Origin of the sequence: Clostridium sp. AF36-4, assembly GCF_003435975.1 — a bacterium.
GTDB lineage: Bacteria > Bacillota > Clostridia > Lachnospirales > Lachnospiraceae > Eubacterium_F.
This window is the reverse complement of sequence record NZ_QTVH01000001.1, coordinates 134,932-160,408: the sequence shown is the minus strand read 5'-3', so window position 1 is coordinate 160,408 and position 25,477 is coordinate 134,932. Positions and strand designations below refer to the sequence as shown.

The window sequence follows — 25,477 nt, the reverse complement described above, 5'->3', positions numbered from 1 at the left end:
CCTCAATTCTAAAACATCTTCACTACGAAATACTTATCCTCCTTTTGGCGGTATTCGTAAATCGCATAAAATTCATTCTCCATGGAATACATTCTTACCTGCTCTTTGTCTTTTGGTGTCTGATATGAAGTATCTTTTCTTGCAATGCAGTTTCCATTAAGTAAAAGGCGCAGTGCTTCATCCGATACCACACAGTCTTTTAAATCTGAAAACATGGCATCAATCGGAATCAGATAATCCTGTATCTTTCCCTCTTTTACTGCCTGCTCTATCTGCCCTAACGTAAGTGCCTGCTCTAAAAAAAACTCAGAAACACGAGTGCGCACAAGAGTTTTCATCGCCGCACCGCACCCAAGGAACTCTCCAATATCTTTGCAGAGTGTACGGATATACGTTCCTTTGGAACAGCTTACTTCCATCGTAAATTCATTTTCCGAAAAATCAATCGACAACACTTTAATTTCGTAAATTGTCACCTTGCGGGCTTTCCGCTCAACTTCTTTCCCCTGTCTTGCCAATTCATAAAGTTTCTTGCCATTTATTTTTATGGCAGAATACATCGGTGGAATCTGTTCGATTTCACCCACAAACTTAGAAACTGCCATTTCAATCTGTTCCTTCGTAATCGACACCGGATGATGGGAAAGAATTTCTCCTGTCATATCCTCGGTATTTGTCGTAACACCTAGTTTTACAACAGCACGATAAGTCTTATCTTTGTCCGTGAGAAGCCCGCAGACTTTTGTTGCCTTCCCTATGCATACAGGAAGCACACCGGTCGCATCTGGGTCGAGCGTTCCGGTATGCCCTATTTTTTTCATATGAAGAATGCCGCGCAGTTTTGCCACCACATCGTGAGAAGTAAAACCACGCTCTTTATATACATTAATAATTCCATTCATGTTTGACTACCCCAGCTGTTTTTCAATATGCCCGGTCAGATTATTGATTACATCAAATGCAGAGCCTTTAATGGCACAGCCTGCCGCTCTTACGTGACCGCCGCCACCAAAATAGCGGGCGATAACACTGACATCGACAATCTCATTCGAGCGCATGCTTACCTTAAACTCGCCCTGTTCTCTCTCATCAAGTAAAATTGCCACCTCGACACCCTCTGTCGTTCGCATTTCATCAATAATTCCATCCAAATCCGATGGCTTTGCCTCATACAATTTCATCACATTCTGACGCACAATGGAAAACAAACAGCGCCCATCCATAATGCGGACACTTTCCATCAGACAGCGTCCCATAATCTGAAGCTGTTTATACGTTTTTCGATAAAAACTATCATCGATAATCTTGCCAAACGGGATTCCAAAAGCAATCAGCTTTCCGGCAATTTCCATAGTCTCTTTTGTTGTGTTTGAATGTTTAAACACACCGGTATCATGGACGATTCCGGTATAGAGTGCACCGGCAATGCCGGCATCTAACTTTTCTTCCTCCATCAGACCATACAAAATCTCACAGGTTGAACTTGCTTCTTTTACAACATTTTCATTGCCAAACTTTGTATTTGTAATGTGATGATCAATATTTAACACATACGGCGTTTTTTCCATCACCTTTTGTGCATCACCAAGACGCTCCTCATCTCCGCAGTCAAGAGAAATGAACAAGTCGTAGGAAGGCTTTTCATAGAAAGCATCTTCTTCCTTTAGGTAATCAAAAGCATCCGGTATCTCTTCCACATAAACGCAGACCTGTTTGTCCGGATAATTCTTTTTTATGTACCGGAACAATCCCATGCAGGAACCGATACAATCGCCATCCGGGCGCACATGCCCGCCAATGGCAATCGTTTCTGCTTTTTCTATTGCTGACAGCAGTTTACTCATTCGCTGTCACCCCCGTCCTCATCACGGTGATTCAACTCGCGGATTTTCTTCGACATCTCCACACCATACTCAATGGAAGTATCCAGAATAAATGTTAATTCCGGTGTATTCCTGAGATTCATACGGTGCGCTAACTGATGTCTGGCGTAAGCGGCACTCTTTTTGAGTCCCTCCATCGTCTTTTCCTTCGCCTCATCATCGCCGAGAACGCTCACATAAATTTTAGCGAATTTCAAATCCGGCGTTACTTCACAAGCCATCACCGAAGTCATCGGATGAATTCGCGGATCCTTAATGTCTTCGCGGATAATCTGGCTCATTTCACGCTGTACTTCGCTGTTAATACGAATATTTTTTACACTGTTTTTTCTCATTTTCCATCTCCGTTCCTAACGATTTGACTATCTCGGAACCTCAACCATCTTGTAGCATTCAATCTGGTCTTCTTCCTGCAAATCATTAAATCCATCAAATACAAGACCACATTCATAACCGGCAGCCACTTCTTTGACATCGTCTTTGAAACGCTTCAAACTTGACAAATCGCCCTCGAAAATCTGCTCGCCCTCACGCGTAATACGTGCACGACATCCGCGCTCAATCTTACCGTCCAAAACGTAAGAACCGGCAATCGTACCAACACCGGAAGCCTTGAATGTCTGGCGGACTTCTGCGTGAGCAATGACTTTCTCTTCATAAATCGGCTCAAGCATACCTTTCATCGCTGCCTCAATATCTTCGATTGCATCGTAAATGACACGATACAAACGTACATCTACATTTTCTCTGTCTGCTGTCTCTTTTGCTGCATTGTCAAGGCGGATGTTAAACCCAATGATAATTGCATTGGATGCACTTGCCAAACTTACATCCGATTCATTGATGGCACCAACACCACCGTGAATCACACGAACAGCAACCTCTTCATTACTTAATTTAACAAGACTCTGTTTTACGGCCTCAACAGACCCCTGCACATCAGCTTTGATAATCAAGTTCAATTCTTTGACATTACCTGCCTGAATCTGACTAAACAGTCCATCTAAAGAAAGTTTCTTCGCTTTTGTTTCCTCCAAAAGTTTATCTTTACCCTGGTCTACATAAGCCTGTGCAATCTGTTTTGCTTCTTTATCATTTTCTGTAGCAACAAAAATTTCTCCGGCACTTGGCACGCCATTCAGACCAAGAATCTCAACCGGTGTCGAAGGTGTTGCCTGTTTTACACGCTCTCCCTTGTGGTCAAGCATCGCACGGACTTTACCATAAGCAGTTCCTACGGCAATATGGTCACCAACGTTTAATGTACCTTTCTGTACCAAAACGGTTGCAACCGGTCCACGTCCTTTATCCAGCTGCGCTTCAATTACAATACCTCTTGCACGGCGTTTTGGATTTGCTTTGAGTTCCAAAACTTCCGCTGTCAGAATAATCATTTCCAAAAGGTTTGAAATACCTTCTTTTGTATGTGCCGATACCGGACAGAAAATGGTACTTCCGCCCCACTCTTCCGGAATCAGTTCATATTCAGACAACTCCTGTTTTACCCGCTCGATGTTTGCGCCTTCTTTATCAATTTTGTTAATTGCTACAATAATTTCTACACCGGCTGCTTTGGCATGGTTAATCGCTTCTACCGTCTGCGGCATAACACCATCATCTGCTGCGACAACAAGCACTGCTACGTCTGTTGACTGTGCACCACGCATACGCATAGAGGTAAATGCCTCATGTCCCGGTGTATCCAAAAATGTAATTTTTTCACCATTAATGCGGACAACATAAGCACCGATATGCTGTGTAATACCACCAGCCTCATGTTCCGTTACATCAGTCTCACGAATGGCATCCAGAAGGGAAGTCTTACCGTGGTCAACGTGACCCATTACGCAGACAACCGGTGGACGTTTTTTCATCTTGCTTTCGTCCTCTTCTTCCTCTTTGAGAAGTTCCGCTACCATATCTACTTTTTCTTCCAGTTCCGCAATAATATCGAAAGAAAGAGCGATTTCTTCTGCTTCATCAAAAGTGATTTCCTGATTCAGAGAAACCATCTGACCCTGCATAAACAATTTCTTAACTAAAGCTGCCGCCGGCATCTTCATCTTATCTGCCAATTCGCGGATGGTTAAAGATTCCGGAATTGTAATCTGCTTAATTTCTTCTTCCGGCTCCTGTTTTACCGGTTCCGGCTTAATGAAAGCTCCCTTACGGTTCGGATCCTTTTTGGAGCGGATTCTGCTCATTTCTTCCTTCGTACTCTTGCGGTAACCACCTGGTTTATTATTTCTATCATCTTTCTTACGGTTTCTCTGACGGGAGTTTTTCTGCTCCTGTTTAATTCCGTCAAATCCGCTCTGCGCCTTCTCAAAACGCTCAAACACGCGGTTGTTGTTATTTCCATTACCGTTTCCGTTGCGGCGGTTGTCTCCGCGTGAATTTTGTCCGTTGTTATTGGCGCGGCGGTCTCTGTCATTTCTGTCGTTTCGGCGGCCGTTGTTATTGCCATTATTCCCGCGGTTATCCGGACGGGAACCATTACCGTTTCCATTTCGGCGGTCTCTATCGTTTCTGTCATTTCTATCGTTACGTCCCTGACCGTTATTGTTTGGCTTACGGTAATTATCGTTTTTCTTTGGCTGCTGAGGTTTCTGTGAAGAAACTTTTTTCTCTTCCGGCTTCTTCTCTACCGGTTTCTTTTCTTCTAGTTTCTTTTCTTCTGGTTTCTTTTCTTCCGGCTTTTTCTCCTCCGGCTTCTTTTCTACCTTAGGTTCTTCTTTCTTTTCTTCCACTTTCTTCTCAACCTTCGGCTCTTCTTTTTTCTCAACCTTTGGCTCCTCTTTAACCGGTGTTTTTACTTCCTCTTTTGGCTCTGCCTTTGCTGCCGCTTTTTTCTTTTTGAAATAGTTCATCAGAAATCCAATTGCTTCGTCTTCGATATTGCTGTTTGCACCTTTTACTTCGAATCCGTTCTCATTTAAAAGTGTTACCAAATCGCCACTTTTTATATTTTTGTCCTGCTGCTGTATGCTTCGGGCAATCTCATATATTTTCATTTTTGCCATACTTTGTTACCTCCAAATCTAAATTCTTGCCAATTGCTTTTGCAAATCCACTATTTGTCACTGCTACAGACGCCCGGAATTCCTTTCCGATTGCCTTGCCAAGCATTTCTTTGTCCCCAAACTCCACATAAGGAACATGGTAAAAATGACACGAATCTGCAAATTTCTTTTTGGTATTACCGGATGCATCTTTAGCGACTATAACGAGTCTTGCAATCCCCTCACGAATCGCTTTCTCCGTCATAAATTCTCCGCTGACCACATCGCCGGCCTTCATCGCCAGTCCTAAAGAACCGAGGACCTTTCTAATCTGTACCATCTTTTAACTGCCTTTCTAACAATAGATACGTTTCTTCTTTTACATTCATTCGGAATGACCGGCTTAGAGCGTTGCTTTTCCATGCTTTTTTCAAACACTCCTCATTCGCACAAAGATACGCTCCTCTGCCATTTTTTCGTCCCGTACGGTCAAGCATAATTTCGCCTTCCTTTGTTTTCACGACACGAATTAAATCCTGTTTATCCCTGCACGCTCTGCAGGCAATACACTGTCTTTGTGGTTTTTTTCGCTCCTGCATGCCGCATTCCTCCTTTCCATATCATAAAAGAACTTACGATAAACTTTGTGTTTCGCTCTTAATATCGATTTTATATCCTGTCAATCGGGCAGCCAGTCTTGCATTCTGACCCTCTTTACCAATGGCAAGAGACAACTGATAATCCGGAACAATGACCTCTGCACTCTTTTCGCTAGGATCAACCGTAACCGATACGACTTTGGATGGGCTGAGAGCATGCTCAATGAAAATAGCCGGATCTTCGTTCCACTCTACAATGTCAATTTTTTCTCCATATAACTCATCAACTACAGCATTGACACGCGCACCGTTCATACCAACACAGGCACCTACGGCATCCACATCAGGATTGTTGCTGTAAACCGCAATCTTAGAACGGGAACCTGCTTCACGGGATACATTTTTAATTTCCACAACACCACTCTGAATTTCAGCAACTTCGGATTCAAACAAACGTTTTACCAGTTCCGGATGTGTACGTGAAATCACAATTCTCGGTCCTCTTGGTGTATCCTTTACTTCTGTCACATAAAGCTTAATTCTGTCATGTGCCTCAAAGTGCTCACTTGGAACCTGCTCCTGTTTGGTAAGTACGGCATCAATTTTGCCAATATTTACATTATAATTTCCATTGTTATAACGCTGTACCATACCGGTTACAATATCATGCTCTTTTTCATAATACTGTTCAAACAGCACTTTTCTTTCTTCTTCTCGAATTTTCTGAACAACAACCTGTTTTGCTTTCTGGGCTGCAATACGTCCAAAGTTTTTCGGTGTCACCTCAATACTGACGGTCTCACCAAGTCCGGTTCCCGGATATTTCACCTCTGCCTCTGTCTGAGACATCTCAAGCATGGCATCCTCTACTTCTTCTACGACAACCTTATCCTGATATACATGGAACTCGCCTGTCTCACGGTCTAAATTCACACGGATATTATCCGCTTTTCCATACTCATTTTTGCATGCTGCCACAAGTGAATTTTCAATAGCCTCAAGCAAAATCTCTTTGCTGATATCCTTTTCTTTCTCAATGGCATTTAATGCCTCAATTAATTCCGGATTTCCTTTCTTTGCTGCTGTCTTTTTCATTTTTTCTATTATCCTCCTATTCAATCATTCTATCGTATATCTGCAACGACTTAAAAAGTTATATATTTGCGAATCAGCGCAATTTCTTTGACCGGCGTTTCCATCTCTCTGTCATCCATTGAAAGAACAATCGTCTCCGTATCTTCCCGATATTCCTTCAATACACCAACAAATTCTTTGGCTGAATATTTTTTACCTTTTTCTTCCCATGTAACCGGTGAAAACAATTTCATCTCCACATCCTCACCGATGTTTCTCATAAAGTCTTTCGGCTTCTTAAACGGACGCAGTAATCCCGGCGAACTGACTTCCAAAATATAAGATTCCTCAATGAAATCGTCTTTGTCCATCTCATCACTCAGCTCGTGATTTACAAGGGTAAGGTCATCAATTGTAATACCGCCTTCCTTATCAATATAAACCCGAAGATGCCAGCTTCCCGCTTCCTTGACAAATTCCACATCTACCAGTTCAAATTGGTATTTTTGCAGAATCGGCTCTACTATAGCCTCTGTCTTTTGTACATAGTCCTGATGTTTACTCAATTCAAAACCTCTTTTCTTTAGCCGGAATGACTTCCGTCTGTATTTGAATCTACACGAAAAGAATGAGTGGACCAAAGTCCACTCATATCAATTAACAGTATCTTCATATAATAAAGTAACACAATTTCCTATGTTTGGCAAGAACTTTTTTATTTTAATGCTTCAATCATTGCCTCATAAGACTTCTTTGGCACATAAGTATATACCGTTTTGTACTTACCGGTTGTCTCGTCCTTAACTCTAACGTTCTTTCTTTTAAAGAACAATGGCTTACAACTGCCGCGCCAGGATGTCTGATCGCTGATTCCCCATACCGTAATGCCGGTAATTCCTTTCGGGCTTTTGGCCTTGTCACGGTTTTTCTGAATATCTACAATCTGCTTAATAAAATCTTTCGTAAAGGCAGCTTGATCAGCATCGGTTTCCTTTTCATTTTTATAAGCATATGTCGGCGTTCTTCCATCGGTTTCGTCCGTATCAAAATTAATCGTAATATCAAGCTCCGTAATCTGAACTTCGAGTCCTGCATTAATAAATGCTTTTAATGCATTTCCATATTCTTCGAGAGTCGGACGCTTAATATCCACGTGGCTCTGCATACCGATACCGCCACAGATTTTCGCTTTCTCCCCTTCATTAATATAGGAAATAAGGGCAAGTTCATCGTCTACACTAAAATATGTGTCATAATCATTGTAGAACAAGGTTACTTTATCCTGAACATTTTCCTTTTTCAATTCGTCGTAAGCATATTCAAATGCTGCTTTTACATATGTAGGCTTCAATCCCATATCGCCGTATACACTAACCCATGTTGCCGCTTCGGGAGCATTCGAACGATGAATGTACTCATTTAACACATCCCATGCATATACGATTGAACCAACTTCTCCGGTCAATTCTTTTTCTTTCTGCATCGTATATCGCATTACTGTTCGAACAAAGAATTCAAGACGGGCATTCATCGTTGCTTCATCTACAACCGCCTCGTCATCATCGTAATTCTTCTTAAAAAACCATGTTGGTGTCTGCTGATGCCACATCAGAGTATGTGCACGCATACGGATGTTATGCTGTTTGGCAATTGCAAGTACACCATCAATCGTTTCCAATGTAAGTTCCGGAACTGTGGATTCCTTGTAATCGTCACTAATCACATATCCTTTTGCCTTGGCATCTGCAACAGAAATTGTAGTCTTTTTATTCAGCATGTTATCCGGCTTCATTTCATTTTCCAATGTAAAACTATTGAAATGTTTGTCGACAAATTCCATGGTACTTGCATCCTGCATTTCCTTACGCTTATTCCATGTCTGGTTATAAGTCAAACATGTTCCGACATTGTCAATGACACCTTTAAAAATTTCTTTCATTGCCGGTGTCGTATCCTGTGGTTTGGCAGTTGCGGTTGCCGTCGGTACTGCTGTCGTCTTTGGCACATTGGAAGGTGATGTTGTCGGCGTATTCACCGGGGTCTTAGTCACTTTAGGTGAGTTCTTTTTCACCGTGATTTTACAAACCAGCTTCTTTGTTTTCTTACCTTTTTTAATTGTTGCTGTCAAAGTTGTCTTACCGGCTTTCTTAGCCTTAACTTTTACTGCATATTTACCGCTCTTTTTGAAAGATGCAATTTTTTTGCTTTTCATCTTCCATGATACTTTATACTTCTTCGCTTTCTTTACGGTAATCTTTTTTGTCTTTCCAACCGTAATTGATACGCTCTTTTTTGATAGTTTCGGCTTGGCAGCCGCCTCTGATGTAATCCCCTGTACTCCGGCAAATGAACTAATAACCATTGCCGCTGTGAGAACCTTGGCGAGTACCACCTTTGTTTTTCTCATGATAAATAATGCCTCCTTCGCATGTATAATGTCTATGACTATATAATATATTATATATACTGTCAGTGTCAACATAAATGTACTATTCTATTCTAAAAGTGAAATGGTCTGAATTCATGCATACTATATAGAGAACATTCCTATTTAAAAAGAATGGTTCTATTAAGTTATGATATTTTCCACAAAAAAAGAAAGGTCTCCTGACCTTTCTTAAAAAAATTTTTAAATAAATATAGTAGTCCGTAGGGGAATCGAACCCCTGTTTCTGCCGTGAGAGGGCAGTGTCTTAGCCGCTTGACCAACGGACCATCAACAATTGCTATCATACTACAGACGACAACAAATTGCAAGTACTTTTTTTATTTTTTTTCATCTTTTTTGTTCTTTCTAATTTTTGGCAAATAATGAATATTCTGTTTCGGACAAATCATAGTACATTTCAGGCAGCTGATACACTCTCCGTCCCGCAATGGATTTTCCTGCAATTTTATTGATACCGGGCAGTTTTTTCTGCATGCCTGACAGCCATTTAGACAGCTTCTCCCCCTCCTTAGGCGGAAAAACGGAAACTGTGGCAATAGTGAAAAGACAGCACCCATTGGGCATAAAAACTGACAAAAGAAACGTTCTTTTACTGCCATCCCTGCCACAATAATAACAAGCAAAAGAATGGCACACAAATTAGAAACAGCCGAAAAATTCCCAGCACGCAGCAATGAAAATATTGTCCATGGACTATTTTCATTCAACAAATTTTCTTTTTGCAAAAAACACAGGCATATAATCCCAAACAGCAATACATATTTTATCTTTTGTAAAATCAGGGCAAAACGCTCTGGAATTTCAGGGGTTTTTTTCTTTGTTTTTCTTTGCAGCCAGGATGACGCACAATAAATCCAGTCTCCAATTGCTCCAAATGCACACATAAAACCGCAAAAAAAACGTCCAAAAAACATAGTAAACAAACATAATAATAAAAGTATCACAGAAAAGTCGTTTAATACAAGCGGAGTACCCTTTCCCATGGAAACAAAAATATTTTTAATTCCTAAAAATGCCTGCGAAAACAATGCTGGAAAATAAATAAAACATATTCCTTGAATGACAATCCGTATCCACTGTAATTTCTTAATTTTTTTCATTTGCTTCCTCCAATGCCTGTTTTGCTGCATTTATAATTCCCCTCGAAGAATAGGTAGCTCCAGATACCGCATCCACCTCTGCGCTCTGCTTTTTTGTAATATCATCAAGCAGGGTAGCTGCCATATTCCAATACTCTTTTGTTTCCTGCTTTGCAGAAATTACGGTAATTGACTTAATTTTATTACTTTGAATTATAACTTTAAGCTTAACCGGCCCTCCAAAACCTTCTGCTTCTCCGTAATAAACACCATTTTTCCACTTTGGCAACATCTTTTTTTCGTTTTCCATTTTCTGCTGTTTGTAATCATCTCTTTTCTTTTGATTTCCCAGTGCTATCCACTGATAACCAAAAAGTACAGCTAAAACGAGAAACATATTTATCCACTTTATCACTTTTGTTTTCACTGTTTTCTCGCCTCCGCTAATGCCAATCGGTATAAAGTAAGAAATGCATGAGACGAGCAGGTAGCCCCTGTCACCACAAGTGCATCATCTTTTTGCGCACCTATTAATTGATTTAATAAACCCATACTTTTTCTTGTGCCATTTAATGCCCGATTTGTATAAAACTTGTTTGTGATGTCTGAAATTTCCACGTTTTCAAAGCCCGCAAATGCATTTTCTTTAAAAACAACATCTGCAGACAATCGATAACTTGAAAAATCACCATCCTCATCCGGCAAAACCTCCGTTGTCTCTGAATAACTTCCATTTTTTAATGGCTGTAATGGAGCATAGGACGGTTCGGGCGTTGGTATCAATGTTTCCTCTGGCTTAGGAGAATTTACAGCCGGAGATTCACTTGACTTCACATCACTCGCCTTATCATCCGTATTCGCAGCCATCAAAAGAGCCTGTCTATATAAATTACAAATTGCCTGTGACGAACAAGTTGCACCGGACACTGCTGAAATCTCCTCAATTTTCTGCTTTTGCAAAATCTGATTAACAACGCCCTGTTCTTTTTTTGTTCCATTTGCTGCCTTTATGTAATATGGCTGGTTTTCTTCACAATCCGATGAAAAATTATTGATCGATACACAACGTCCTTCACGGAACACAACCACTGCCTGCAGTGTATATGGTTCAAACTCCATGTCCGCATCCGGGCTGCAAATTGTTTTCACCAAATAACTGCCATCTTTGATTTGACCGACGGAAACATTTTCTTTGGAATCCGGTAAAATCGGTGATTTCGTAGCTTTCGGTCTCGAATTTTTTTCCTCTTTTTTTCCAATTGCTTTCGCATATGCATTCTGATAAGCCGCCCATACCGCTTGCGATGAATAGGTAGCCCCAGAAATAACATCTACGTTTTTATTTTGGCTCTTTAAAATTCTTCTGACCATCCCTTTCCATGCTTTCTGCATATAAGAAACATTTTCTTTTGTTTTATTATGCAGCATTTTCATCTGGTAAAGTGCTACAACTTTTCCATTTTTAAATTTAGCCTTTAGAGAAATCCCATAACCAAACTTTTCACATTCCGCCGTCCCGGTATAAACACCATCCTTTGGAATTCCTTTTAGCGATGTAACCTTATTTTGTCTCTGTTCTTTTTTATTTGTTTTGTGCGCTGCTATTTTCACAGATGATTTTTCTTTTTTCCCTCCCGCATTTCTAAGCGCATTCTGAACAGCCTGTAAAATTCCGGATGAAGAAAAAGTTGCTCCACTTATCGTATCCACATCCGTTGACTGACTGCTTAAAATCAAGGAAATTACTTTCTTTGCTTTTGAATAATATGCCGGGGTCTCTTTTTCATGTGAAACTACATCAATGCTTTTTATTTTCCCCTTAAAAATCTGCACCTTCACAACAATCAATCCACCGAATCCTTTTGCACTTCCTGTATATTCACCATCCTGCAGTCCCTTTTGCTTTATCTTCTTTGCCGTTTTTTTCTTGACCTCACTTTGCTTTTTCTCTTTTGCATCCGCCACTTTTTCTAAATTTCCTGCCGGAGCATTTCCACTAAGTACTGGAAATATCGGTTGATTACAAAGCAAACCAAAAACAGCAAATACTGTCACACAAACTGCCGGAGTTAAAAAAAACAGACTTCTCCATTTATTATTCATCTCTTACCACCTCATAGTCAAAATCCGATGTAAATATTTTTTCAATACCTTCACTAATCACAATTGTTCCATCTTTAAGCAATAAAACAAAATCAAATTGTTCTTTGTGTTTTTTCCAATATTGTACCGCCTTTTCTTTTCCCATAATAAACAGAGAAGTTGACAAGCCATCCGCAAGTGTTCCATCCTTGCTTACTATGGTTGCACTAATCACACCATGATTCGCCGGTTTTCCGGTTGCCGGGTCTAAAATATGATGATACGTTTTCCCATTCTTTTCAAAATAACGCTCATATCCACCAGAAGTAATTACAGCCATATTTCCAGTTTTAAGTACTCCAAGATAGTCTCCCGAAAGTGGCGAATTACTTGGATTTTCTATTGCTATCTTCCACTTGCCTCCATCTTCTTTTGTTCCATATGTCTGCACATTTCCACCCAGTGAAAGAACCCCGCCTGTCAACTGATATTCTTTAAAAATCTGCGTTAAACGATTTGATGTATACCCCTTTGCAATTCCACCTAAATCAATTTCCATTTCTTCCGGCAAAGCAGCCAAATTGGTTTTATTGTTCCACTCAATTTTAGAGGCGTCGATATTCTTTAATAAATGATTTATTGTTTTGTCGGATGGAACTTTATATTTTTTTGTCGCAAATCCCCATTCTTTCATCAATGGATAAATGGAAATATCAAATACGCCATTCGTATCCTGATATAGTTCCAAGGATTTTGCAATTAACTGAGCTGTATCTTCTGATACAATCTCACTTCCATTCTCGTTTAAAATTGCAATCTCACTTTCATCTTTTCCTGTACTAAGAAGATTATCCAACCGTTCAATTTCCGATACTGCCTTTGTTGCAGCTGCCTCCGCCTTTTCTCCATATGTGGTAATCGTCATATAGGTATCCATAGCAAAGACTTCCTTTGTTGCTTTTTTGCTTTGTTTTTCTTTTTGTCCGCTTTGCTCTCCACAGCCACACAAACACAAAAGTGCAAGCAAAAGAAATATCACTGTTTTTTTCATTCTAATAAACTTCCTTTCTATCTTCCTTTGTACAGCAAACAAGGGAGACTACACTTTGGTAGTCTCCCCGGGCATCCATTTAAGGATTATTTTTTTACTTTTACCTTCTTTACGCTTGACCATTTGCCAACCGACTTTTTGCCCGATTCTGTTTTTACGGCACGTACTTGAATATAATAAGTCTTTCCGGCCTTTAATTTCTTTATTACTACTTTTTGTACATTCTTTACCGATTTCGTTTTCGATTTTTTCATGCTTTTTTTCAGTGAGTAACGAACTTCATATCCAGTCGCTCCACTCACTTTTTTCCATGTAATCTGAGCTGTTTTCTTTTTCTTAGAAACTGCCTTCTTGATTTTTACAGATGCCAGTTTTGATACATCCGTTTTACCAGTATCCTTTTTCACCGAATCATTTTTCTTGTCAGGTGAATTTGTCGGGACCGGTGTTGCCGTTGGTACCGGCGTCGCTGTATTGGATGGTGTTTTTTTTACCTTTTCCAAAGCATCCACCGCTGCTTTCAAATGAGTATAAGCCTCATTTACCATGGATTCATAGTGAGCACTTTTTGCGAGTTCTTCCTCTGCTTCTGCCAGTTCTCCCTCTACTTCTTTCCATGAAGCAGTTGTATAATCAGCCGAATTCATTTTCTTAACAGAATCAACTAATGCCTGTAATGCAGAAGTATCTACCGCTTCCGAAGGCGTTACATTTTCAGAAATTCCATCTTTTGTTACCTCAACGTCATAACTTGCATCTTCATAGCCAAGGCCATAAATCGTTACATTCCAATATCCGGTTCCATCTGTTCCATTTGGCAGTTCGGAACGATATGACTCAGTAAGTCCAAGCTGAATTCCCATTGATTTGTGCATCCAGTTATCAGCTGCAAATTTTGTACCATAAGAAGCAATTGCTTTTGTACGAGTACTGTCTGTACCGTAATAGGTCCATTTTACAGCCTGCATTCTTGAGCCAAGTGGTCCATAACCTTCATTTGCTGCCGCACCGTCTTCACTGTTTATGTCGACACGAAGAAATTCTCCATAACTTCCTTTCTTCTTTTCATCAGTCACAACCGATGCCACTGTCTTTGATGCCTTAGCAAGCGAAACATCTTTTACACCGGAATCAGTTCCTGTTTTTCTCTTTCCGAATGTATAACTTCCATCGGCCTGCTTTGCAGCAATTTTCAAACCATTGGTGTTCGCTGTTACCGATGCTGTTTCCTCATAAGAAGACAAAGCATTTTCAGAATAACCACCAACTAGTTTTCCGCCATTTTCTACAACTTTATATTTGCTTTTGAAGTCTTGTAAATCTGCTGTTTTAACCGCTACCGGTACATATTTAATTCCAGTCACTGTGTAACTTACAAGTTTTGTTGTTGAAGCATCCGAAAGCGTCAGAACTCCTTTTGCATATCCAATCTTCTGACCATCTGTCGTATAAAAACTCTGGTTTTTATCTTTATCTTGCTCCCAATAAGACACCGGATAATTTTGTCCATTATCCGCCGTAATTACGGCGTCACACTGGAAACTTCCTCGATGCAGACCATGATTCGTTGTCGCACGGGATACCGCATCAAATGCCCCCTTATCCAATTCACCGCGGGCATCTTCTGTTTCATTGGAATCTGTCATGTTTTTTCCATCTTTCAAATAAACATCTTCCGCAGCCCAATACTCTGCCCAATTAAGATCTGCATACAAATAAGTATATGACTCATCTGCCGCTGCACTTTTCGATGTTGTTACTTTATCAAAAGGTCCAACACCAAATAACATAGCTGCCGCTAATCCGCATGCTGTCATTTTCTTTGCCAGCAAAACAATTTGTTTACGCATAATTTATCCTCCGTTTAATTCGTAACAACTAACTGTTGTTCGTATTTTCTAACGTAACAAATTATAAATTTGACATCCTGTTCTGTCAATGCTATTTTTCACTATTGATAATTCTTTTCGACTTGGTTCTCTATTGACAATTCTCCCCTCTGACAATATACTAAAAAGGCGGCAAAAGCCGCCTTACATTTATTATATTTAAGAAAGAAGGGATACGATGCGTTCTTCCAACGACCGCGAATCAGCCACTTACACGCGCAGTGCTCTCATCTGCTTTGTCTGTGTGGGCATCTGTCTGTATTTTGATATACAGAAATACACAAAAACCGGCTTTACCTTTGACCGGGAATTTTTCATATCACTCGTTTTTTATGTTTTGCTGACCGTCCTTGGTATCCGCTCCATCCTCAAAGGACGGAAGTTGAAAAAGGACGAATAGTTATCACATAAAATCTAACAATGACATCTGATCGCTGAGCGGGAGGTCGCCGAGCATTCCCATCTCCCGCATCTTATCCACAATCGTTCCACTGACTTTACTGCGGGTTTTAAAGTTTTCACATGAAGTAAACGGGCCATCTTTTGCGGCTTCCACAACACCTTCTGCCGCCTTATCCCCCATACCATCAATTGTATTTAATGCCGGCATAAGTTTCCCGTCAATAACTTGGAAATGTTTCGCCTTTGCCCTAAATATATCAATCGGCATAAATTCATAGCCTCTGGCATACATTTCCTGAACAATTTTCATATCGCCATACGCTGCTTCTTCTTTGGGAGACAGCTGCTTTGCGGACAAACGCTTTTTGTAGTCTTTCATCGTCGTCTCTAACCGCTCTCTTCCCTGACACATCAACTCATAGTCAAATGCTTTTGCGCGAATGCTGAAGAAAGCCGCATAATAAGCAAGTGGATAATACACCTTAAAATATGCGATACGAAATGCCATCATGACATAGGCAACCGCATGAGCTTTCGGGAACATGTACTTAATCTTTCCACAGGATTCAATGTACCAATCCGGTACTCCCGCCTGTTTCATTGTCTCCTTCCATTCTTCCCACTGTGGCACTTTTCCTTTCGCCACCAGTCCTTTACGAACTTTTTCCATGATATTAAATGCCGTGCCGTCTTCCACGCCTGTGTGAATTAAATACGTCATAATATCATCACGCGTACAGATTGCGGTAGACAGTGTACAGTCACCTCTTGCAATGTAATACTGCGCATTATTAAGCCACACATCCGTACCATGTGACAAACCGGAAATACGCACAAGGTCAGAGAAGTTTTTCGGTTTCGTATCACGAAGCATCTGCATAACAAATTCCGTACCAAACTCCGGCACACCAAGGCTTCCCAAATCCAGTCCCATCAAATCATCCGGCGTAACACCCAGTGCCGATGTATTGTTAAACAACGACAACACCTGCTCATCATCGAGCGGAATATTTAAGGCATTGACACCGGTCAAATCCTCAAGCATCTTAATAATGGTAGGATCATCGTGTCCGAGTATATCAAGTTTTAACAGGTTATGGTCAATCTTATGATAATCAAAATGCGTTGTAATAATGGATGTTGTCTGGTCATTTGCCGGATGCTGCACCGGTGTAAACGTGTCAATTGTCCATCCCATTGGAAGTACAACAATTCCTCCCGGATGCTGTCCGGTCGTACGGCGCACGCCGACACAGCCCTCCAACAGACGCTCAATTTCCACCGTCCGCTTAGGAATTCCTTTCTCCTCAAAATAATTTTTCACATAACCGTATGCCGTCTTATCCGCAAGCGTACCTACCGTACCGGCGCGGAACGTCTGTCCGGCACCAAAAATAACTTCCGTATATGCATGGGCTTTACTCTGGTATTCACCGGAAAAGTTCAAATCAATATCCGGCTCTTTATCCCCGTAAAATCCAAGGAATGTTTCAAACGGTATGTCATGTCCATCGCGCACAAGTTCTGCCCCGCAATTCGGACATTTCTTCGGCGGCATATCAAATCCGGAACTGCCGGCAAACGCTTTTACCTCGTCCGAATCAAAATCCGAATAATGGCATTTTTCGCAGTAATAATGTGCCGGAAGCGGATTTACCTCTGTGATACCGGACATTGTAGCAACGAAAGAAGAACCAACGGAACCACGCGAACCAACAAGATACCCGTCCTCATTCGATTTCCACACAAGCTTCTGTGCAATAATATACATTACGGCAAATCCGTTGGAAATAATGGAGTTTAACTCCCTCTCCAGCCGCTCCGAAACCTGCACCGGTAAATTTTCCCCGTACATACTGTGCGCCTTATTGTAACAAATATCACGAAGCTCCTGATCGGAATTTTCAATAACCGGCGGACATTTATCCGGAAATACCGGCGATATCTTCTCAATCTGATCGGCAATCAAATTCGTATTCGTTATAACAACTTCTTCTGCTTTTTCCTCTCCTAAGTAGGAAAATTCCGAGAGCATCTCCTCAGTTGTTCTAAAATAAAGTGGCGGCTGTTTACCATCATCCATCTTTTTACCGGCAAGCAGAATTGTACGGTAAATATCATCCTCCGGGTCAAGGAAATGGACATCACAGGTAGCGCAGACAGGCTTGTTATATTTTTCGCCAAGCCTTACAATCCGGCGATTCATTTCCTTTAAATCATCCCATGTATTGATGTTTGCGTAGGCACCTTTTTCCTTGTCAAACATAAATTCATTGTTGCCAATCGGCTGAATTTCCAGATAATCATAGAAATCCACCAATTCTTCAATTCTCTCCTCGTCTGCATCATCTAACAGTGCACGGTACAGTTCGCCCGCCTCACATGCCGAACCAAGAATCAATCCTTCCCTGTATTTCATTAACTGACTCTTTGGAATACGTGGACGTCTGGCATAATAATCCAAATGTGCCATTGATACCAGATGATACAAATTCACACGTCCAACTTCATTTTTTGCAAGAATAATCGCATGATAACTCGGCTTTTTCTTAATGATTTCCGGTGCCGAATGCGTCCTCTCATATAACGCCTTCAAATCTGTAATGCCCTGTTTTTCTAACATTCGGATCATTTTCTCAAAAATTTCCGCAGTTGCCTCAGCATCTTCGACCGCGCGATGGTGATTCACAAGTGAAATCTTCATCGTCTTTGCCACATTATCAAGCGTATATTTCGCCAGATGTGGAAATAACACACGTGCCACACCAACCGTATCTACAACCGTATAATGAATATCTCTGCCCTGCTCGGCTCCTTTTTTGCAGATAAAACTATAGTCAAATCCGGCATTGTGGGCAACTAATACACACCCCTTGCAAAAGTCAAGGAATTCCGGAAGTATCGTCTCGATTTTTGGTGCATCACTTACCATGTCATCCGTAATACTTGTCACGTCAGTAATTCTCGGTGGAATTGCTACCTCCGGATTTACAAATGTACTGAAGCGGTCCGTGATTTTTCCCTTTTCCACTTTTACCGCACCAATTTCAATAATGCGGTTTCTCGTTGGCGAAAAACCGGTTGTTTCCAAGTCAAAGACAACAAACGAATCCTGCAAAGTCTGCCCTTCTTCATTTACAACGGTATCGTCCAAATCGTCTACTAAGTATGCCTCACAGCCATAAATCACCTTAAAATTATCATCTTTAATGGCATGGTCGGCATCCGCAAAAGACTGAACAACACCATGGTCAGTAATTGCAATGGCAGGGTGTCCCCACTCCTGTGCTCTTGTTACCAATTTCTGACAGTCTACCACCGCATCCATATCACTCATCTGCGTATGTGCATGAAGTTCCACACGTTTTACCGGTGCCTCGTCTTTTCTGCCAACGCGGAAATCATCAATTTCTTTGGCACCATCTATGTTTTTAATGACAAGTTCCTTTGAATAATCATCAAAAGAAGCATGCCCTTTTACTTTTACATAATTTCCGCCCTTTATAAACTCAGAAAGAGACAATTCCTCTGCCTTTGTTTTTTTCACAAACATAAGACAGCGAATCGTATCGGTAAAATCCGTAATAGCAAAAGAAATTATCAATTTTTCACCATTACTGAATTCTCGTTCTTCCACACTTCGAATCATACCGGCGATAACGACTTCTCCAATTTCGTCCACAATATCGCTGATTGGCATAACTGCCCCTTCCACATTGGAGCCAAAAAACACACTGGGATCTCTTGTCTTTTTTTTCTTTGCCACATATGTTTTCTTTTTTTGTATCTGGCGTGCCTCTTCCACCGCTTCTTCATTTTCTTTCTCTTCTTTTTTTCGTACTACGGTGTAAATTTCCGGCTTTCTATCAATCTTTCTTTCCTTTTTCTCATAGCGAAAAGAAATATCGACTTCCTGACCAAAACTGCGTTTTAATCGTTTGGATAAAAATTCTTTAATTTCTTTACTTTTTTCATGACACAGAAAATCATCATCACAAGTTAAAACAATCGAGTTTCCCTCCACTTCAAATGGATGGCTGCAAAATTTCATATGTTCAACCGTGTCATGTTCTTTTAACTCTTCTTTTAAAATATCTTCGCATTTTTCCACCAGTTCATCCACCTCATAAGACGCTGCAAACGGGTAATACATCTCTAACTTTGGCTGCACTCCCATTTTACGGAACACCTGCGAATACAAAGCATGCTCCATCGTATGTATCGTTCGTCTGTGAAGCAGCTGGTCACTTTGACAGTAAATAAAGGCCAGCATCTTCGTACGCGATGCGCTGACCTTCTCCACCATAGTTCCTGAAAAATAATTATATAAGGAGTCCTCGATTGATAATTCCGGAAATGCTTCAAAAAAATGTACCACAAAAATCAACCCTTTCTCAATCTTTCCAGTGTAAAAGTTCCTGCCGCAAAGTCTCTAACAACTCGCTTTCCGGCACTTTCTTTACAATTTCGCCCTTCTTAATTAATAAACCTTCACCAATTCCTCCGGCAATCCCGATATCGGCTTCCTTTGCCTCACCCGGACCATTTACTGCACAGCCCATAACGGCAACTTTGATATCCAAATCAAAATCTTTCACCATTTCTTCTACTTTACCGGCCAATGAAATCAAATCAATCTGGGTACGTCCGCAGGTCGGACAGGATACAACCTGTACACCACCTTTATAAAGTCCTAATGTCTGCAAAATCAGTTTAGCTGCCTGCACCTCTTTCACAGGGTCTCCGGTAAGAGAAACACGGATAGTATCGCCAATTCCCTGATACAAAATTGTACCAAGACCAACTGCCGATTTAACACTTCCCGAATACACCGTTCCCGATTCCGTAATTCCTACATGCAGTGGAAAATCCGTCTGCTTTGCCAGTTCTTCATGCGCCCTGATACACATTAAAACATCAGAGGACTTGATGCTGATTACAAGATTATCATATCCCATGTCCGTAATTATGGACACCTTGTCAAGTGCACTTTCAACCAGCCCCCGTGCCGTGACGCCACCATATTTCTCAACCAGATTTTTTTCCAGAGAGCCACTGTTTACGCCTACACGAATTGGCACCTGACGCTCTTTACAGCAGTCAACCACTGCCTTTATTCTCTCATTGCTGCCAATGTTTCCCGGATTAATTCTTATTTTATCTGCACCGTGTTCCACCGCCGCAATGGCAAGACGGTAATCAAAATGAATGTCCGCCACCAAAGGAATGTGAATCTGTTTTTTTATCTCTTCCAAAGATTTTGCCGCTTCCATGGTCGGAATGGCACAGCGGATAATTTCACAGCCTGCCTTCTCCAGCTGCAAAATCTGAGATACCGTTGCTTTCACATCTTCTGTTTTCGTATTTGTCATAGACTGAATGGCAATCGGATTTGTGCCGCCGATTGTCACTTTTCCAATCTGAATTTCCTTTGTTTTATGACGCATTCTTTTCAACCCCTTTTACTAGAACAAATTGATAATATCATGCCCAAGAATGACCACCATTAACAGCATCAAGAGCATAAAACCTGCCATATTAACATAGCCCTCATATTTTGGATTCATCGGTTTTCTGCGAATCCACTCAATAATCAAAAACAGTAACCGTCCGCCATCCAATGCCGGAATCGGAAGTAAATTCATAACGCCAAGGTTGGCAGATAACATAATACACCAGTAAATCATGCTCATAACCATCATACCCGGTCCGCCGCCATTGTCTTTGTCACCACTGGCTTCGATGTTTTTGCCCATCGTTGATACAATGCCGACCGGTCCTGACACATCACTTGCCTTAAAGCGTTTTGTCACCAGTCCCTGCAGGCTCTTTACAACCGTTTCAATCCAATACTTCATTTCATAAGTGGAATACTTCAAATTGCCAAGAATACCTACTTTTTCCCACTTTCCGTGGTTAATTCCGATACGGTAATTTTCATTTCCACTTGCATCTTTCATAAGTTCCGGTTTCATGACAATCGTTTTTTCCTGACCGTCACGCTCTACGACCATCGTCACATCTTCGCCCTTAGGAAAGCCATAATAAGCGGTATACAAACTGATATCACCGTCAATTGTCATCGTTTTCCCATTGATTTCTTTGACTACATCGCCAACCTGCAAACCACTCTTTTGTGCCGGTGTGTTGTCAGCCACAACTGTAATCTGTGGACTTTGATATCCCATTACCGCAGTCAGTATAACAGAAAATATAAATGCTAAAATGAAGTTAAAAAATGGTCCCGCAAAAATAATTGCCATCCGCGCATAAACGGATTTTCTGCTGAAGGAAGAATCATCTGCGATATCCTCTTCTTCACCTAACATCATACAGGAACCGCCAAAAGGAAGCAGTTTCCAAGAATAAATTGTCTGCTCATTATACTCCGGGTGTTCTTCTAAAAACGCGGAGGATTTCAAAAACATGATTTTTCTTCCCTCACTTGTTTTCACCCATGAAATCAAACGCGGCCCCATACCAAGCGAAAACTCTAAAACTTTCACCTTATTCCATTTTGCCACGATAAAATGTCCAAATTCATGAAATAAAATAATTACACTAAAAACTAAAATTGCCAAAAAAATGGTCCATGCACTCATCTGCTTACATTCCTCCAATCTTTATTTAAACGTTCATATGTTTCCCTTTCGGTTTCTAAAATCTGAGACAAATCAGGATGCTTAATTACCTGATGTTTACTCATAGCATATTCTATCATATCATAAATTTGTAAAAAAGCGATGTCTTTCTTTAAAAATCTCGCAACTGCATACTCATTCGCCGCATTCATCGCAGTCAGCATACTGCCGCCAATCCGGCTTGCCCCCACAGCAATTGGGATTCCCCGCAGAACATCCGTATTTGGTTTTTCAAATTGAATATCCGCTAATGCCTCAAAATTAAGCCTTTCTCCGCCCAAATAATTACGCTCCGGATAATATAGGGCATACTGAATCGGAAGCCTCATGTCCGGTGTTCCAAGCTGCGCCATCACAGCACCGTCAACAAAGCCAACCATGGAATGAATCACGCTTTTAGGCTGAACCAACACATGAATTTTATCGATATCCACATCAAACAGCCACTTTGCCTCAATCATTTCCAGACCTTTATTTATCATCGTCGCTGAATCAATTGTAATTTTTGCCCCCATGCTCCAGTTCGGATGCATAAGTGCCTGTTCTACCGTTACTTTTTCCAGTTCCTCTTTCGTACCGTGGCGGAACGGCCCGCCGGACGCTGTCAGAAAAAGAGTTTCAATCTGTGACTTTTTCTCACCGTTTAAACACTGGAAAATAGCGGAATGTTCACTGTCTACCGGAAGAATTGACACGCCGTATTCTTTAGCAAGCGGCATAATGATATGTCCTGCCGTCACCAATGTTTCTTTATTGGCAAGGGCAATATCCTTTCCCGCACGGATTGCCTCCATGACCGGGCGAAGTCCAATCATGCCAACCATCGCAGCAACTACCACATCTACATTTGGCAGAGTAGAAACCGCAACAAAGCCATCCATTCCGTATAAAATCTCACAGGAATGATTCGGCAGCAATTTTCTTAACTCTTCCGCCTTTTCTTCATTTTTCATAACGGCATAAGACGGACAGAAACGCTGAATCAATTCTGCCATTTTTTCTACACTCTCACTCGCCGTCAGAGCAACCACTTCAAAATCGTCCGAATTCTGTGAAATAACATCCAACGTCTGTGTTCCAATGGAACCAGTCGCTCCAAGAATCGTTACTCTTTTCAATTTCAATTCCTCCCAATCAGCCAAGATTCATTGTAAGGGCTAATAAATAATAAACAAAAGGTGCTACAAATATTACACTGTCGAACCGGTCTAATACGCCGCCATGTCCGGGAATTATCTTTCCATAATCCTTGATTTCATAATTTCTTTTAATCGCAGAGGCTGTTAAATCACCAACCTGCGAAATCAACGCTCCAATCACTGTAACCAACGGAAATACGATATATGGATTTGCTGTAAAAGCGGCATATTCCGGAAAGAAAAAGGCATAGCAAAAACCAAGCAGTCCGGCACCGACAACACCACCAATGCAGCCCTCAACCGTCTTTTTCGGACTCAGTTCTGAGAAATGATGTTTTCCAATCAGAACACCGGTCACATAAGCAAATGTGTCAGAGCCCCAGGCAGAAATTATAATCAGCCATACTAACCAGTTTCCGGCAACTAAATCTCTCGTTCTTGCAATATAACTGAACAAAACACTTACATACAAAAAAACAAACACTGCTTTCGTAATATCTTCAATTCGTAACTTTGGATAAGAAAATACATAAATCACTAACAGGGCAAGCATCATAAATATGAGCAGTCCCAACAACAGCCAGTCAATTCCTCCATAGATACAAAGCATGCTATAATATACCGCAGTCGCCACATACGTCACCACTGCCAGAGAAGATTTTTCCATCTGAAGTACACGCAGCAGTTCATATAAACCAAGAAGTGACAAAATGCCGAGCGCAAAAAGCAAAAAATAACCTCCCTGAACAAAGACGAAAATAGCGGCAAGCACTAAGACAATCCCACTAATTAAACGAGTAAAAAACATGATTTGCTCCTCCTAAACTCCTCCAAAGCGACGGTCTCTTTTGTTATAATAATCAATCGCTTTTTGTAATTCTTTTTTATTAAAATCCGGCCACAAAACATCCGTAAAATAAAATTCGGTATAAGCAAGCTGCCAAAGCATAAAGTTAGAAAGTCTTTCTTCCCCACTTGTACGAATCAACAAATCCGGATCCGGAAGACCTTTGGTGTCCAAATATCCGGCAAACAATTCCTCACTGATATCCTCAGGCTTTACTTTACCGTCTTTAACATCCGCTGTCATCTTTCTCATCGCACGTGTCATTTCATCCCGGCTCCCATAGTTTAAAGCAACCTGAAAATGAAGTCCGGTATTATCTTTTGTTGCTTCTTCTAGTTCTTTGATACTCTGTTTCATGTCCTCTTCTAACGGAGTAATATCACCAATTACACGAACGCACATATTATTTTTTGTACTTCTCTTAATGCAGTCTTTCAAATACTGTCTGAGAAGTTTCATCAGCGCATTAACCTCATCCTGTGGCCGTTTCCAATTCTCCGTAGAAAACGCATATACGGTAAGATAATTTATCCCAAGATTATAGGCATCCTCACAAATCTGCTCCACGGTTTTACTTCCGGCAACATGCCCTGCTTTACGTGGCAGCAATCGTTTTTTTGCCCATCTTCCGTTACCATCCAAAATAATGGCAACATGGTTTGGCGCATTTAATTCTGAACGTTCCATAAAAATTCCTCCATCTTCTAAAAAAAGGAAGGACAGACAAGACTCCTGCAAAGCAGGAACAGGCTGTCCTAATATCCGGCACACATGCACCGAAATTCCTTCTATACGGTCATTACTTCTGTTGATTTTGCATCAATTGCCTGATCAATTTTCTTTACATACCCATCGGTAAGTTTCTGAATCTTGTCTTCTAACTGTTTCTGGTCGTCTTCTGAAATCTCGTTTGCCTTTGCTTCTTTTTTCACAGCATCGTTGGCATCTCTACGAATGTTTCGAATAGCAACCTTAGTTTCCTCACCTTTTTTCTTAACGTCTTTTACTAATTCTTTACGGCGTTCCTCCGTAAGTTCCGGAAATACCAGACGAATCACTTTTCCATCGTTTGCCGGTGTAAGTCCCAAATCCGAAGCCAAAATTGCTTTCTCGATATCTTTAATAAGACCGGCATCCCACGGCTGAATCTGAATCATGCGGGCTTCCGGTACAGAAATATTGGCAACGCCCTGCAAGGAAGTCGGTGTTCCATAATAATCCACCTGAATACGGTCTAAAATTCTTGGATTTGCACGTCCGGCACGAATTGCACCATATTCTTCTTCCAGATTAGCAAGTGACTTTTTCATCTTCTCTTCATATTGATTTAATTCCATGAC

At 41.0% G+C, this 25,477-nt stretch carries 22 protein-coding genes and 1 tRNA gene; 1 reads left to right on the top strand and 22 read right to left on the bottom strand.

What is annotated here, in order from left to right; all coding sequences use genetic code 11:
- Positions 1-8: 8 nt before the first annotated feature.
- From truB to DW005_RS00675, 15 genes are all read right to left on the bottom strand, one after another.
- Positions 9-902, bottom strand: a complete 894-nt coding sequence (gene truB / locus DW005_RS00745) for a tRNA pseudouridine(55) synthase TruB (RefSeq protein WP_117477768.1) — start codon at positions 900-902, stop codon at positions 9-11.
- Positions 903-908: 6 nt separating this feature from the next.
- The gene (locus tag DW005_RS00740; protein WP_117477767.1) at positions 909-1,844 is read right to left on the bottom strand and encodes a bifunctional oligoribonuclease/PAP phosphatase NrnA; all 936 of its coding nucleotides are present in this window, start codon (positions 1,842-1,844) and stop codon (positions 909-911) included.
- Positions 1,841-2,218 carry a 30S ribosome-binding factor RbfA gene (rbfA, locus tag DW005_RS00735; RefSeq protein ID WP_022375803.1) on the bottom strand — a complete coding sequence of 126 codons (378 nt, stop codon included), beginning with the start codon at positions 2,216-2,218 and terminating at the stop codon, positions 1,841-1,843. Before rbfA ends, DW005_RS00740 begins: the two co-directional genes overlap by 4 nt.
- Positions 2,219-2,245: 27 nt before the next feature.
- On the bottom strand, positions 2,246-4,906 hold the full coding sequence (infB, locus tag DW005_RS00730) for a translation initiation factor IF-2 (RefSeq protein WP_117477766.1): 2,661 nt from the start codon (positions 4,904-4,906) through the stop codon (positions 2,246-2,248).
- Positions 4,884-5,225, bottom strand: a complete 342-nt coding sequence (locus tag DW005_RS00725) for a ribosomal L7Ae/L30e/S12e/Gadd45 family protein (protein ID WP_117477765.1) — start codon at positions 5,223-5,225, stop codon at positions 4,884-4,886. The genes infB and DW005_RS00725 overlap by 23 nt, the downstream gene beginning before the upstream one ends.
- Positions 5,212-5,484 (bottom strand): YlxR family protein, encoded by a 273-nt coding sequence (locus tag DW005_RS00720; RefSeq protein ID WP_022375800.1) that lies wholly within the window; start codon positions 5,482-5,484, stop codon positions 5,212-5,214. Before DW005_RS00720 ends, DW005_RS00725 begins: the two co-directional genes overlap by 14 nt.
- Positions 5,485-5,517: 33 nt before the next feature.
- Entirely contained in the window at positions 5,518-6,579 is a 1,062-nt protein-coding gene (nusA, locus tag DW005_RS00715; protein ID WP_022375799.1) for a transcription termination factor NusA, read from the bottom strand.
- A gap of 50 nt (positions 6,580-6,629) precedes the next feature.
- Entirely contained in the window at positions 6,630-7,124 is a 495-nt protein-coding gene (rimP, locus tag DW005_RS00710; RefSeq protein WP_117477764.1) for a ribosome maturation factor RimP, read from the bottom strand.
- A 149-nt stretch (positions 7,125-7,273) separates the two neighbouring features.
- Positions 7,274-8,965, bottom strand: coding sequence for an endo-1,4-beta-xylanase (locus tag DW005_RS00705; protein ID WP_181974894.1), 1,692 nt, complete (start codon positions 8,963-8,965; stop codon positions 7,274-7,276).
- A 236-nt stretch (positions 8,966-9,201) separates the two neighbouring features.
- Positions 9,202-9,273 (bottom strand) — tRNA-Glu (locus DW005_RS00700).
- A gap of 51 nt (positions 9,274-9,324) precedes the next feature.
- A complete protein-coding gene (locus tag DW005_RS00695) occupies positions 9,325-10,107 on the bottom strand; it encodes a 4Fe-4S binding protein (protein WP_181974893.1) in 783 nt (260 codons plus the stop codon).
- Positions 10,094-10,513: an FMN-binding protein gene (locus tag DW005_RS00690; protein ID WP_117477761.1), complete on the bottom strand. Its 420-nt coding sequence runs from the start codon at positions 10,511-10,513 to the stop codon at positions 10,094-10,096. Before DW005_RS00690 ends, DW005_RS00695 begins: the two co-directional genes overlap by 14 nt.
- The gene (locus DW005_RS00685; protein WP_117477760.1) at positions 10,510-12,189 is read right to left on the bottom strand and encodes an FMN-binding protein; all 1,680 of its coding nucleotides are present in this window, start codon (positions 12,187-12,189) and stop codon (positions 10,510-10,512) included. The genes DW005_RS00690 and DW005_RS00685 overlap by 4 nt, the downstream gene beginning before the upstream one ends.
- On the bottom strand, positions 12,182-13,219 hold the full coding sequence (locus DW005_RS00680; RefSeq protein WP_117477759.1) for an FAD:protein FMN transferase: 1,038 nt from the start codon (positions 13,217-13,219) through the stop codon (positions 12,182-12,184). Before DW005_RS00680 ends, DW005_RS00685 begins: the two co-directional genes overlap by 8 nt.
- 86 nt (positions 13,220-13,305) lie before the next feature.
- Complete coding sequence (locus DW005_RS00675; protein ID WP_117477758.1) at positions 13,306-15,069, bottom strand: penicillin-binding Tp47 domain C-containing protein; 1,764 nt, start codon at positions 15,067-15,069, stop codon at positions 13,306-13,308.
- A gap of 217 nt (positions 15,070-15,286) precedes the next feature.
- On the opposite strand from DW005_RS00675, the gene DW005_RS00670 reads away from it, so the two are divergent.
- On the top strand, positions 15,287-15,508 hold the full coding sequence (locus DW005_RS00670; RefSeq protein WP_117477757.1) for a hypothetical protein: 222 nt from the start codon (positions 15,287-15,289) through the stop codon (positions 15,506-15,508).
- Between the two features lie 3 nt (positions 15,509-15,511).
- Here the strand turns inward: DW005_RS00670 and DW005_RS00665 are convergent, their stop codons facing one another.
- The 7 genes from DW005_RS00665 to frr all read right to left on the bottom strand — a co-directional run bounded on the left by DW005_RS00665 (position 15,512) and on the right by frr (position 25,474).
- Entirely contained in the window at positions 15,512-19,888 is a 4,377-nt protein-coding gene (locus DW005_RS00665) for a PolC-type DNA polymerase III (protein WP_242989328.1), read from the bottom strand.
- A gap of 16 nt (positions 19,889-19,904) precedes the next feature.
- Positions 19,905-20,957: a flavodoxin-dependent (E)-4-hydroxy-3-methylbut-2-enyl-diphosphate synthase gene (gene ispG, locus DW005_RS00660; protein WP_117477755.1), complete on the bottom strand. Its 1,053-nt coding sequence runs from the start codon at positions 20,955-20,957 to the stop codon at positions 19,905-19,907.
- 18 nt (positions 20,958-20,975) lie between these two features.
- Positions 20,976-22,112: a M50 family metallopeptidase gene (locus tag DW005_RS00655; RefSeq protein WP_117477754.1), complete on the bottom strand. Its 1,137-nt coding sequence runs from the start codon at positions 22,110-22,112 to the stop codon at positions 20,976-20,978.
- The gene (gene dxr / locus DW005_RS00650) at positions 22,109-23,269 is read right to left on the bottom strand and encodes a 1-deoxy-D-xylulose-5-phosphate reductoisomerase (protein WP_117477753.1); all 1,161 of its coding nucleotides are present in this window, start codon (positions 23,267-23,269) and stop codon (positions 22,109-22,111) included. Before dxr ends, DW005_RS00655 begins: the two co-directional genes overlap by 4 nt.
- Before the next feature lie 16 nt (positions 23,270-23,285).
- Positions 23,286-24,098, bottom strand: a complete 813-nt coding sequence (locus tag DW005_RS00645) for a phosphatidate cytidylyltransferase (RefSeq protein ID WP_117477752.1) — start codon at positions 24,096-24,098, stop codon at positions 23,286-23,288.
- 12 nt (positions 24,099-24,110) lie between these two features.
- Positions 24,111-24,824 carry an isoprenyl transferase gene (locus tag DW005_RS00640; protein ID WP_117477751.1) on the bottom strand — a complete coding sequence of 238 codons (714 nt, stop codon included), beginning with the start codon at positions 24,822-24,824 and terminating at the stop codon, positions 24,111-24,113.
- 101 nt (positions 24,825-24,925) lie between these two features.
- A complete protein-coding gene (frr, locus tag DW005_RS00635; RefSeq protein ID WP_117477750.1) occupies positions 24,926-25,474 on the bottom strand; it encodes a ribosome recycling factor in 549 nt (182 codons plus the stop codon).
- Positions 25,475-25,477 lie beyond the last annotated feature (3 nt).